We start from the raw sequence: 12,406 nt of genomic DNA, 5'->3' as shown, positions 1-12,406 counted from the left end.
ACCGACATGACCTCACGCCGGTTCCCTCCGGCGTGCCCCGGCCATCTGCCAGCCCGGAAGGCGATTTTGAGGCCAGATAAACGTCACCGCTGACAGGTCGATGACAACAGGAATGCATATGTCGCTGTAAAAGGGTTTGTGTCTAGCCTGTTTTACAGTTCCCTCTGCAAAGAACACTTCTCCCTGAGCAAAAGCCACTTTCAGGCCCATTAAGACACGAACATTCCAGCGAAATTTGGGTCCGGCCTCAAAATCGCCTCAGCTTTTACACGGTGGCCGGGGCGCACCGGCTGGACCCGGTGCGAGGGCATGTCGGCACAGGGATGTGCCGTCATGCCCGACCCGAAGCCAGCGGGGAAAAGATGAGGTTTCCCGCTTCAGCGGGCGATTTTGCGAGCCGGGAGCCGGGATTGTTAAGGGGGCGGCGGCGAGCCCCCTTAACACGTTCGCGTGAAAGAAGGGTACATATGAAAACGCCGCCCCGGCGAACGGAACCTTTCACCTGCCTTACATAGACCCAGCCAACAACAGCTCCGGCTCACGTAACCCTCCACCACCTAAACAGCAGCCTCCTTGGCGAACGGAGCAATTCACCGCTCACCCTACAAAGCCACCAGAGCAGGTGGCGCTGCCCCCCTTGTCACATTCGCGTGAGAAAAGCTGACATATAAAAACGCCGCCCCGGCGAACGGAACCTTTCACAACCCTCACATAAACCCAAACATAAACCTAAACAGCCGCCGCTCCGGCTCACGGAGCCATTCACCGCTCACCCTTCAACGCCACCAGAGCAGGTGACGCTGCCCCCCTTGTCACATTTCCGCCATATTTCTGTCATTCATGCTTTGTAGACTCGCCGCTGTTGAGGCTGTTTACCGAAGAAAAACATGAACCTAAGTGAAATTTTCAACGCCGCGCGCCGGCGTCTGCCGCAAAAGCAATTTGGCCTGCTGGCAGGGATCCTTTGCGTTATCGCGCTTTTCTCCGCACTGCAAATTCTCTCCACCATTATGCTTTCCTCTTTACTGCGTGATACGCAGCACAGCGTTCAGAGCCGTGAGCAGCAGCAACAGCGGCAGCTCAATATGGATGACGCCCGCGTCACGCTGCTGATGGCAAGCGATCTGCTAAATCGCGCCGGTATCTATTTCATGCAGGATAAAGAAACCGGCTCGGTAGGCAGCTGGAACAGCCTGATGGATGAAGCGCAGGCGGCGCTCAAACGCTCGCACCAGGCCTTCGAGCGCTACAGCGCGCTTGCCCCTGAAAAAGATGACCCGCTGAAAGGCAGCTACCAGAACTTTTACAGCGCGCTTAAAGAGCAGGCGGACGGGCTGGTGCAGACTAACAGCATCGATGCTTTTTTCGCCGTGCCTGTGCAGGCCTTCCAGGCAGACTTTAATGATAACTTCGCGACCTGGCAGAAGGGCAACCAGCAGCGCGCCGATGCCGACAGCCGGGCGTTAATGGCAGGCCTGTCCCGCGCGCAGACGTTGTTTATCGGCGTACTGATTGTCTTGCTGGTTATCGCGGTTGCGGTCTGGCGCAGCGTTGCGCGCTGGGTGATTGCGCCGCTGCGCCAGCTTATCAATCACATTAATGTGCTGGCGGCAGGCGATCTTTCCCAGGCGCCGCCGCAGCGCAGACAGCTAAACCGTGAAGTGAATGAGCTCACCCGCAGTATCAGCGCCATGCAGCAGGGCTTGCAGCAGCTGGTGAACGAAGTCCGCGACGCCACCGGCGCCATGGTGACCAATATTAACCGCCTGGCGCAGGGCAATGAGCAGCTTTCCAGCCAGTCCGATTTGCAGGCGGATGAGTTGCGTAAAGTGACCTCGCATATTGAAACGCTCGAAGCGCACGTCGGGGAAAACAGCGAGTATGCAAAAGCGGCTAATCAGCGTGCCGACGAGGCGCGGAAGATTGCCGCTGGCGGCGACCAGATGATGCAGACGGTAAACCACTCTATGCAGGATATTGTCTCCCGTTCAGCGGAAATGCGCGGCATTGTGGCGCTTATCGACAACGTCGCCTTTCAGACCAATATCCTGGCGCTTAACGCCGCCATTGAAGCGGCTCACGCCGGGAATCATGGACGCGGTTTCGCGGTAGTGGCGAAAGAGGTGGGTTTGCTGGCCCGTAAGAGCAGCCAGTCTACGCACACCATCCAGCAGCTCATTCACCATTCGCTTTCCGGCATCGAAGAAGGCTCGCAGGCGGTGGCGCGGCTTGAGGAGAACCTGCGTCAGGTGATGTCGCTGGTCAGCCATCTTACCGGCCTGCTTAGCGAAATCTCCCATGCGACGGTACACCAGGGAGAGAGTATTCATCTGGTGACGCACCGCATTGGCGCGCTTAACCAGGTAGCGGAAAAGACCGGGGCGCTGGTGCAACAGACCACCCGCGCTTCACAGCGGCTCAGCAATGAGTCGCAGCGGCTTACCGATGCGGTGGCGCGCTTTCGCCTGCCAGCCTGACGGCGTATACTCCCGGCCGGTTTTCTTCATCCTCCGGGAGTGTGCTGTGGCGTTAATGCTTGATGATGCTTTACTGGGGTCCATTCTCGACCAGGTGCGGCCGCTGGCCCGCCAGGGAAAGGTGGCGGACTATATTCCCGCGCTTGCGGAAGTACCAGGCGACAAGCTCGGCATTGTGGTCTGTACCGTAAACGGCGAGTGTTACGCCGCAGGCGACGCGCATGAGCGCTTTTCCATTCAGTCTGTCTCTAAAGTCTTAAGCCTGGTGCTGGCGATGGGCCGCTATGAAGAAGCGGAGCTGTGGCAGCGCGTGGGTAAAGATCCTTCCGGACAACCGTTCAATTCGCTGGTGCAGCTGGAGCTTGAGCAGGGTAAGCCGCGCAACCCCTTTATTAACGCCGGCGCGCTGGTGATTTGCGATATGCTGCAAACGCGCCTTAGCGCCCCCAGACAACGTATGCTGGAGTGGGTGCGTCAGCTTTCCGGGGTGGAAGATATCAGCTATGACGCTCGCGTGGCGCGCTCGGAGTTCGAACACTCCGCCCGTAACGCCGCCATTGCCTGGCTTATGAAGTCTTTCGGCAACTTCCATAATGATGTGATAACCGTTTTACAGAACTACTTTCACTACTGTGCGCTGAAAATGAGCTGCGCGGAGCTGGCGAAAACCTTTTTGTTTCTGGCGAGACAAGGAAGGGCGCCGCATCTGGCGGAGCCGGTTATCTCGCCGTTGCAGACGCGTCAGGTCAATGCGCTGATGGCCACCAGCGGCATGTATGAAAATTCCGGCGAGTTTGCCTGGCGGGTAGGGATGCCGGGCAAATCAGGCGTCGGCGGCGGTATTGTGGCGGTAGTGCCGCATGAGATGTCGATTGCCGTCTGGAGCCCGGCGCTGGATAACGCCGGAAATTCCCTTGCGGGGGTGGCGGCGCTGGAGATCCTGGCGCAGAAAATCGGCCGCTCGGTTTATTAATCGTTTTGATGAAAAACAGGTAAGACGTTATGCAACCTGGCGATGACCTTTTCGCCCGCCTGAAACGCTCTTCTTTTCGCAGCCGCTTTCATCTCGGCGCGAAAGAGCGTCAGTACTGTTGGGATAAAGGGCCGGAAACCATAGACAGCCACGCGGCGGACTTTATCGCCAAGCGCCTCGCGCCCGCACAACCCCCTAATGACGGTAAGCAGACGCCGATGCGCGGCCATCCGGTGTTTATCGCCCAGCATGCCACCGCCACGTGCTGTCGCGGCTGCCTCGCGAAATGGCATGCCATTCCTGCGGGCGTTACGCTGAGTGAGCAGCAGCAACGTTACATCGTGGCGGTAATCCACCGTTGGCTGGTGGAAGAGATGAATAAGCCGCGTTAAGCGAAATGTCCATTTATGAACATGATGTAGATTCGTGTTAAGCTGGCAATACTTTTTGTCACGCCGGACATTGCCGCGGGTAATGTCTGTTTTAAGCGAATCGTTATGGCTAACCCGGCTGCGCTGTTCTGTTTCCGCGAAGATAAGACGCTCTCCAATGCGCTGGGCATCTTTATCCTTACCACGCTTTTTTACACCTTCGGCGCCTCCTTGCGCCTGGTGGATGAGTTGTCGCTGTTCTGGCCGCTGAACGGCATTATGGCTGGCATTTTCGCCCGCCATGCGTTTCTCAATAAACCGCTTTATTACGCCATCTGCTATGTGGCGATGCTGGCCTATGATGCGCTAACCACAAGCTGGGGCCTGGCGTCGCTTGCCATTAATTTTTCAAACATGGTGTTTATCGTTACGGTGGCCATGCTGGTGCTGCGCAATGATGTGGGCAGACCGCAGTTTCCGCAGGCGCTGTTCGCCCTCAGGCTCTTTGGCTATTGCCTGATAGCTGCGCTGCTTTGCGCGCTTTGCGGCGCCGTAGGGTCGGTAGGGATTGACAGAAGAGCGCTGATGCCGCTGTTCGCCGACTGGTTTAGCGAGCAGTTTTCCACCGGCGTGCTGCTGGTGCCCTGGATCCTGACGATGGGATGGCCGCGCATTCAGCGTCGTCTTACTAAAGAAGATCTCTGGCCGCTGCTGGCGGTCGTGGTTTCGCTTGGCGCTTCTGTGCTGGTGGGCGGGGCGGGGAGTCTTACGTTTCCGCTTACCGGGCTTATCTGGTGCGCGTTACGTTACTCGTTCGCCACCAGCGCCTTTATTACCTTTTGCACCGGGGTCGCGGAAATTGTGCTGGTGGCCTATGGCATCATCGATATGAACGCCGCTTCGCCGCTTGGCACCAACCAGATGTTCTCCACCCGACTCGGTATTGCAACGCTTGCGATTTGCCCGCTGATTGTCGGGGCGAGCGTGACGGCGTTTAACGCCATTATGCAGCAGGTTTCCAGAAGGGCGGATTACGATCACCTCACCGGCGTGCATTCCCGCTCCGGGCTGTACGAAGCGCTGAACCGCCACACCAGCCCGCCGTCCTCGCTGTGCGTTTTACTTATCGATATTGATTACTTCAAAAGCATCAATGACAGCTACGGCCATGAGTGCGGCGATGCGGCGCTGGCTGCTTTCGGCGAGCGTTTACAGGGGCTTGTCGGCATTAATGGCCTGGTTGCGCGTATGGGCGGCGAGGAGTTTGTGGTGATAAGGCCGGGCATAACCTTCAATGAAGGGCTGCGCTTTGCCGAAACGCTGCGCACAACGCTTGCCGCTCAGCCCTTTTGTTGGCAGGAGCACGCGCTACATCTGACGGTGAGCATCGGTATGGGGTTTGACGCCGCGCCCAAAGAGACCATGCGGGAAACGTTTGACATGCTTATGCGTGAGGCCGACCGCTTTCTTTATGCCTCAAAACGCGAAGGCCGCAACCGGACCTCGTATCGTCTGCATGGCGAAGCGGGTTAGCAGGCGCCAGCTTGTGACAACGTCACGTGATTTCGCACTACCAATATTAGGAGGTTTTTGCGCTGCACGTTTAAAAGGCGCGTAAATCATTAAGCTGGTTGATTAAATCCCTTGCTACTCATTTTGACGGTTTATAAGATGGCGGGGATTTTTCACCGGAACCCCTGCATGTTACGCTTCCCTGAGCCATCGAAAAGCAGCCAACCTCTTACTGGCCTCAGGTTTGCCAGGCGTATGTATTTTATGCGCATGCTGGGCACCTTTCTCTGCTTTCTGCCTATTCTTTCCGTGCTGCTTGAGCAACAGCGTGCGACATACTGGCTGGCGCTACTCGGCATTAACGCGTTTATCTGGCCGACCGCCGCTTATCTGCGCGCCGCGCGCTCTGTTACCCCGAAGAAGCGAGAGCATCAGCATCTGGTGCTGGACGCTGCCGCTGGCGGGTTCTGGATCGCGGTAACAGGGCTTTGCGCGTTGCCGAGCGTGGTGATAGCGACCATCCTTGTGTGCGACAGGCTTTCTGCGGGCGGTCTGAAACTGATGCGAAAAGCTTTGCTGGCGCTTATCGCCGGCTTTCTGGTGACCTGGCTTGCGCAGGGCATGCCGTTCCATCCGCAGGTAAGCGAGACCACCCTTTACGCCACGCTGCCGCTTATCGCGATTTATATTCTGGCCTTAAGCTTGTTGTCTCATTCCATTTCCCGTCAGCTCAGCCGCAAGACACGCGAGCTTGAGCGCATCGCCATGACCGATCCTTTTCTCGATATCGCCAACCGCAGGCTACTGGAGCTGCGTATTCATACAGAGCTGGATAAGCTGACCGCCAGTTGCCATAGTTCGGCGCTGATGTTTATCGATATCGACAATTTTAAAGAGGCGAACGATCGGTACGGCCATAAGGCAGGCGATACGCTGCTGGTGGCGGTTTCCGCTATTTTGCGCCAGGTTACCCGGCATAACGGCACCCCCGCGCGGCTTGGCGGCGACGAGTTTGTGGTTTTGCTGCCCAATACCTCGGTAGAAGAGGCCAGCGCGGTTGCGCGCCAGATTATGGACGAGGCGGCGCAGGTGCGCGTGTTTCCCGATAACGCCCTCAACTGTACGCTCAGCATCGGTATTGCCTGCGCCACCGCGCAAATGGCATCCGTAAACGACTGGCTTAAGGCCGCCGATGACGCGCTTTATAATGCCAAGCGAGACGGGAAAAACCGGATATTTGCGTATTGACGGCGCAGCGGGGCTACCAACCAGTCTCCGTTACGCTATGCTCTAATTCTGACTTGCCATACAGGTAATGTAATGAAAACAGTCAAAACCCCGCCTAATGAAACCGAGCGCCTGGCTTCGCTGAAAGCGTCCGGCCTGCTGGATACCGGCCCCGCCGAACGGTTTGATCGTCTGACGCGCCTGGCTAAACATCTTTTTGATGTGCCTGTCGCGCTATTAAGCCTGGTGGATGAAAACCGCCTGTGGCTTAAAGCCTGCGATGGTCTCGACGCCGCGCACAGGGAGATGCCTCGCGATACCTCATTCTGCACCCATACGCTGTTGCAGGACTCGCCGCTTATCGTTCCCGATACGCATGACGATACGCGTTTTCAGACGATCCCGCTGGTGGCGAACGCGCCGCATATCCGTTTTTATATCGGCTACCCGGTCAGGCTGCCGGATGGCGGGCAGGCGGGGGCGTTTTGTCTGATGGACACCGAGCCGCGTGAACTCACCCCGCAGCAGATTTCACTGCTGGGCGACTTCGCCGCTATCGTCGAGGATGAATTCGCGTTGCTCAATGCCGCCACGCATGATGAGCTGACCGGCCAGCTTAACCCGCGCGGCTTTCACTCGCTGGCGGCCTATGCGCTTTCGGCTCACCGTCGTCGTGGCGAATTTATGACGCTTGGCTTCATCACGCTCGACAATTATCAGGATATTGTCGCAGGCGCGGGTCAGGAGGCAGGCGACAACGCGCTGCGCGATCTTACCCGCGTGCTGAAAGGCGCTTTTCGCGACAGCGACCTGCTTGCGCGTCTCGATCACAATCAGTTTGTTATCCTGTTTGCGGATACCGATGAAAAAGGCGCGTGGATAGCGATGCAGTATCTGGCGGAGCGGGTGGAGGAATTCAACAGCCGCGCCCGGCGCGATGGCTCACTGGCCGTTTCCTGGGGCGTCGCCCAGCATGACGAGGCGAATGGCTCGCTTGAACAACTGATAAAGACGGCGGATAAGCGCGCCTACAGCGCAAAGCCGTTGGGTAAACGGGCAGACCGTTAAATTTATGCCGCTTCGGCGGGTCATCACTTTTTCCTCTGACCCGCCACGTTGTGTTATCGCATTGTTAACGTCATGATATTTCCTTTGTTGAGACATCGACTTAAGGAGAACTTCATGGCGTTGCCATTTCACGTTTCTGTTATGAGCGCTGCGTCGCTTGCAAATCATATCGATGAACTTGCGGATGTGCTGGTGGACTGTGTGCAGGGCGGCGCATCGGTCAGCTTTATGCTGCCGTTCGCGCATAGCCAGGCGCGGGATTTCTGGCACGGCGTGGCGCAAAGCGCGGCGCATGAAGAACGCGTTGTGATTGTCGCGCAGGACGAAGCGGGGCGCATTGTCGGCACCGTTCAACTTATTACCGCGCAACCGGATAACCAGCCGCACCGGGCAGATGTCTCGAAGCTTCTGGTGCATCGGTCGGCGCGTCGCGGCGGCGTGGCGCGTGAATTGATGTCTTTACTGGAAACAGAAGCGCTGAAACGCGGCAAAAACGTGTTGGTTCTGGATACCGCTACCGGCAGCGATGCAGAGCGCTTTTATCAACGAAATGAATGGCAGCGCGCTGGCGAAATTCCGCGATACGCCCTTAATCCCGATGGAAGTTATTGCGCAACCACCTATTTTTTTAAGCAACTATAAAAAATTTTAATATGTCGGCCCAACTTGATCAAAACGGGGTTTCATAAAAAAAGTTTCTGCTACGGTGAGCAGGCAGTGCGAAAACAGGTTGTCTGATAATAATCCACCAAGGAACTTATTGTGAAAACATTGAATCGTCGTGATTTTCCCGGTGCTCACTATCCGGACCGCATCATTCAGTTTGGTGAAGGGAATTTCCTGCGCGCTTTTGTCGACTGGCAAATCGATCTCCTCAATGAGCACACGGACCTGGATGCCGGTGTGGTTGTGGTGCGTCCTATTGACAGCACGTTCCCGCCGTCACTGAGCACCCAGGATGGGCTCTACACCACTATCATTCGGGGCCTGAATGAGAAAGGGGAAGCAGTAAGCGACGCACGGTTGATTCGTTCAGTTAACCGTGAAATCAGCGTTTATAGCCAATACGATGAGTTTCTGAAACTGGCGCATAATCCCGATATCCGCTTTGTTTTTTCCAATACCACCGAAGCGGGCATTAGCTTCCATGCGGGCGATAAATTCGAAGACGCGCCGGCAGTAAGTTATCCGGCTAAGCTGACGCGCCTGCTGTTTGAACGCTACACGCATTTCAGCGGCGCGCAGGATAAGGGCTGGGTGCTGATCCCCTGCGAGCTGATTGATTACAATGGCGACGCGCTGCGCGAGTTGGTTCTGCGTTACGCGCAGGAGTGGGCGTTACCGCAAGCCTTCATTACCTGGCTGGACAGCGCCAATACCTTCTGCTCTACGCTGGTCGACCGCATCGTTACCGGATATCCGCGTGATGAAGTGGCGGAGCTTGAGGCGAAACTGGGCTATCACGACGCCTTCCTTGATACGGCTGAACATTTTTATCTGTTCGTCATCCAGGGGCCGCAGTGGCTGGCGCAGGCGTTGCGCCTGGATAAACTGCCGCTGAATGTGTTGATCGTTGACGATATCAAGCCCTATAAAGCGCGTAAGGTCGCTATCCTTAACGGCGCCCATACCGCGCTGGTGCCGGTCGCTTTTCAGGCGGGCCTGAACACGGTAGGCGAGGCGATGGACGACGCGCAGGTATGCGCTTTCGTGGAAAAGGCGATTCATGAAGAGATTATCCCGGTGCTGGATCTGCCGCGCGAGGAGCTGGAATCTTTTGCCAACGCCGTGGTGAGCCGTTTTCGTAACCCATACATCAAACATCAGTTACTTTCTATTGCGCTCAACGGCATGACCAAATTCCGCACCCGCATTTTGCCGCAGTTGCTGGCGGGGCAGGAGGCGAACGGTAAGCTTCCGGCGCGTTTAACCTTTGCGCTGGCGGCGCTCATCGCGTTTTATCGTGGCGAACGTAACGGTGAAAGCTACCCGTTACAGGACGACGCGCACTGGCTGGAGCGCTATCAGCAGCTGTGGGCGAAGCAGCGCGATAAGCAACTCTCTGTGCGTGAACTGGTTGAAATCGTGCTTGGCGACGCAGACCACTGGGAGCAGGACCTCACTCAGGTTAACGGCCTGGTTGAGCAAGTCACCCATGACCTGCAAGCCATCCTCGATAAAGGGATGCGTGAAGCCGTTAAACCGCTCTGCTAATTTCTCCGTCGTTCAACAACAAGCCCGGCCATGCGCCGGGTTTTTATTGTCCTTGCCTCATTAGTTACAACATACAATATGTGGTTTTAAAATAGAGAACATGAACCTCAGCTTCATCATCGCCTGGTAGTATAAAAATGGCGCTTCCTGTCTTTCAGGCTTACCGCACTGAAACAGGTGGGCGGTCATAAATTTAAGAACAGGGCTAATACTTTGGTTATTTGCTTGCAGCCGACTCGGTCAGCGCGGATGAGGCGGTCATTACCGTTTTCAGGGGATGGCGCGTAACAAACCCGAGGTGAAAAATAGCCGCGCGAAGCAGGGAATCATGGCATGAACTTTCAGGCCTTCCTGTGCCTCCGCTACGTTGCGATGAGCCGAAAGCGGTCTTTATTCGGCTCAGATTATGAGCCGATAATAGAGAGGATTCGGCTCACGGTCAAACTCGCAGAAGCGAAACGAAAACCCGCTGCTTTTGCCGAAACTCTCTACACTGAAAGCGCGAACACCAAAATCGCCAGTCAGGAGAACCGCATGTTTTTCTCGCTTTCACGTCTTTCACGTTATGTTGGCTTTGCGCTGGGCGTTGCCTGCGCCGCAGGTACGCAGGCGGCTGAATTTAATAACCTTTATGTTTTTGGCGACAGCCTGAGCGATACCGGCAATAACGGGCGCTACACCTGGAACAGCAACGAAAATCCGCTATACGACGAAATACTCAGCCAGCGTTATGGGCTGTCACTCGCGCCATCCGACAGCGGGGGGTACAACTATGCGGCGGGCAGCGCCGTCGCCGTACCGGCTATCAACCCGCAGGACAATACGCAGGATCAGGTACAACGCTATCTTGCCCGGGTAAACGGCGCAGCGGACGGCAACGGACTTTATATTCACTGGGTGGGCGGGAATGATTTAGCCGCTGCCGCGCTGGATCCGCTCCAGGCGGCCGCGATAGCAGGGAACAGCGCTCAGGCGGCGGCAGGACAAGTGCAAACGTTGCTGAACGCCGGGGCAGGAACCGTCATTGTGCCTACCGTTCCCGATGTCAGCGCAACGCCAACCATGATGGAAGCGGTGATCGCCGTCGGCCTGGCGCCGGTGGCGGCTTCGGCTTTACAGGCGGCATATGCTTCGCTTAACAGCGCGCAGACGCCGGATCTCGCGTCTCGTCAGCAGGCCATTCGCCAGGCGCTGGCCGCCGCGGCAACGACCGCCAGCCCGCTGCCGGTTGTGCAGCAGGCAATCGCCGCGCAGCTGATTGCCGCTTATGACACGCTCGCGGCACAGGTTTCGCAGCTCACCACGCTCTACAACCGCACAGAAGAACAATTACTGGCGCAACAGGGAGGAAATATCGTCTGGGCGGACGTGAATGGCATTTTCAATGAGATCCTCGCGAACCCGACGCAGTTCGGTATCACTAACACAGCCGGCATGGCGTGCCCGCCGGGCCTTTCTTCCGCTGACTGTACCTCGCAAAGTCCGGGTTTCAACGCCAGCCAGTCCTGGCTGTTTGCCGATCACCTGCATCCTTCGCCGCAAGTCCATGCGCTGATTGCCGATTATATTCAGTCGATCGTTGACGCGCCGGCACAGGTCGCCACGCTGAATAAAGGCACGCTTGCCGCCGTGCAGGATAGCCGGGCAACGCTCGACAGCCGTTATAACCAGCTGCGCAATGGTGCAAAAGAGGCGGGGAGTCTGGGCGTGTTCGGCGGCTACAGCGGGCAATACCGAAAATACGCTGATAACGCCGCGGGCGGAGATGGCCGTGCGAATACCAATAATCTGACGCTCGGCGTTGATTATCAACTTACCGATAACTGGCTGGTAGGCGGGCTGATTGCCGGCTCGCTCGATAAACACTATCCTACAGACCGCTTCCAGTACGATGCCGACGCATTCCAGGTTGGATTATTCAGCGCCCTGGAATACGGTCCCGCCTGGCTTAGCGCCGATGTCCATTATCTGACGGCTGATTACAACGACATCCAACGACAGGTAGAGCTTGGCCCGTTAACGCGCACTGAAAAGGGCGATACCAGCGCGAAGCTCTGGGGGGCGCGCCTGACCGCTGGCTTTGATATTCCCGTCACCACAGAAGTGACTACCGGGCCGACTCTGCAATACGCCTGGGATTACAGCCATGTTGACGGTTATCGCGAACAGGGCGACGACAGCACCGCGATGCGCTATCGCGATCAAAACTATCATTCGCAGGTTGGCAGCGCGGGCTGGCGTATTGATGGCCGCTTCGGCGTGGTGAAACCCTGGGCAGAAGTGAATTATCGTCATCAGTTCGGCGACGATGTCTGGACAGGTCAGGGCGGACTTAAAAACACCTCGCTGACCTTCAGCCGCGATGGCGCAAAAGAGGATACTAACTGGGTGGATACAACACTGGGCGCAAGCCTGGCGCTGAACGAGCAGCTATCCGCCTTTGCTGCGGTGTCGCAAACCGGCGGCTTAAGCAGCGGAGAGCAAACCCGCTATAACGTCGGTATTAGCGCGTCGTTTTAATAAAAAAGGGCTGGCAGCTTCAGCCACCAGCCCTTAACGCTTTC

The 12,406-nt window shown here is 56.8% G+C and carries 9 protein-coding genes; all 9 read left to right on the top strand.

Annotation, left to right across the window (positions count from 1 at the left end):
• Positions 1–887 precede the first annotated feature (887 nt).
• The 9 genes from DW56_RS11460 (at position 888) to DW56_RS11420 (ending at position 12,362) form a co-directional block, all read left to right on the top strand.
• Positions 888–2,477: a methyl-accepting chemotaxis protein gene (locus tag DW56_RS11460; protein ID WP_024553038.1), complete on the top strand. Its 1,590-nt coding sequence runs from the start codon at positions 888–890 to the stop codon at positions 2,475–2,477.
• Between the two features lie 55 nt (positions 2,478–2,532).
• On the top strand, positions 2,533–3,450 hold the full coding sequence (gene glsB / locus DW56_RS11455; RefSeq protein ID WP_411431230.1) for a glutaminase B: 918 nt from the start codon (positions 2,533–2,535) through the stop codon (positions 3,448–3,450).
• Positions 3,451–3,479: 29 nt separating this feature from the next.
• A complete protein-coding gene (locus DW56_RS11450; protein ID WP_024553036.1) occupies positions 3,480–3,842 on the top strand; it encodes a DUF4186 domain-containing protein in 363 nt (120 codons plus the stop codon).
• Between the two features lie 105 nt (positions 3,843–3,947).
• Positions 3,948–5,354 carry a GGDEF domain-containing protein gene (locus DW56_RS11445; protein WP_024553035.1) on the top strand — a complete coding sequence of 469 codons (1,407 nt, stop codon included), beginning with the start codon at positions 3,948–3,950 and terminating at the stop codon, positions 5,352–5,354.
• A 234-nt stretch (positions 5,355–5,588) separates the two neighbouring features.
• The gene (locus DW56_RS11440) at positions 5,589–6,581 is read left to right on the top strand and encodes a sensor domain-containing diguanylate cyclase (protein ID WP_024553034.1); all 993 of its coding nucleotides are present in this window, start codon (positions 5,589–5,591) and stop codon (positions 6,579–6,581) included.
• A gap of 72 nt (positions 6,582–6,653) precedes the next feature.
• Entirely contained in the window at positions 6,654–7,628 is a 975-nt protein-coding gene (locus tag DW56_RS11435) for a GGDEF domain-containing protein (RefSeq protein WP_024553033.1), read from the top strand.
• 114 nt (positions 7,629–7,742) lie between these two features.
• Positions 7,743–8,270 (top strand): GNAT family N-acetyltransferase, encoded by a 528-nt coding sequence (locus tag DW56_RS11430; protein ID WP_024553032.1) that lies wholly within the window; start codon positions 7,743–7,745, stop codon positions 8,268–8,270.
• A 120-nt stretch (positions 8,271–8,390) separates the two neighbouring features.
• A complete protein-coding gene (locus DW56_RS11425) occupies positions 8,391–9,842 on the top strand; it encodes a tagaturonate reductase (RefSeq protein ID WP_024553031.1) in 1,452 nt (483 codons plus the stop codon).
• Between the two features lie 534 nt (positions 9,843–10,376).
• A complete protein-coding gene (locus DW56_RS11420; protein WP_024553030.1) occupies positions 10,377–12,362 on the top strand; it encodes an autotransporter domain-containing esterase in 1,986 nt (661 codons plus the stop codon).
• Positions 12,363–12,406: the final 44 nt, after the last annotated feature.

Origin of the sequence: Franconibacter helveticus LMG 23732, assembly GCF_000463115.2 — a bacterium.
In the GTDB taxonomy this organism is placed as follows: Bacteria; Pseudomonadota; Gammaproteobacteria; order Enterobacterales; family Enterobacteriaceae; genus Franconibacter; species Franconibacter helveticus.
This window is presented reverse-complemented; position numbering and strand designations above follow the sequence as displayed.

Excerpts from the sequence above, each read along its gene's own strand:
- DW56_RS11460 (WP_024553038.1), top strand. The coding sequence starts at position 888 with ATGAACCTAAGTGAAATTTTCAACGCCGCGCGCCGGCGTCTGCCGCAA.
- glsB (WP_411431230.1), top strand. The coding sequence starts at position 2,533 with ATGCTTGATGATGCTTTACTGGGGTCCATTCTCGACCAGGTGCGGCCG.
- DW56_RS11450 (WP_024553036.1), top strand. The coding sequence starts at position 3,480 with ATGCAACCTGGCGATGACCTTTTCGCCCGCCTGAAACGCTCTTCTTTT.
- DW56_RS11445 (WP_024553035.1), top strand. The coding sequence starts at position 3,948 with ATGGCTAACCCGGCTGCGCTGTTCTGTTTCCGCGAAGATAAGACGCTC.
- DW56_RS11440 (WP_024553034.1), top strand. The coding sequence starts at position 5,589 with ATGTATTTTATGCGCATGCTGGGCACCTTTCTCTGCTTTCTGCCTATT.
- DW56_RS11435 (WP_024553033.1), top strand. The coding sequence starts at position 6,654 with ATGAAAACAGTCAAAACCCCGCCTAATGAAACCGAGCGCCTGGCTTCG.
- DW56_RS11430 (WP_024553032.1), top strand. The coding sequence starts at position 7,743 with ATGGCGTTGCCATTTCACGTTTCTGTTATGAGCGCTGCGTCGCTTGCA.
- DW56_RS11420 (WP_024553030.1), top strand. The coding sequence starts at position 10,377 with ATGTTTTTCTCGCTTTCACGTCTTTCACGTTATGTTGGCTTTGCGCTG.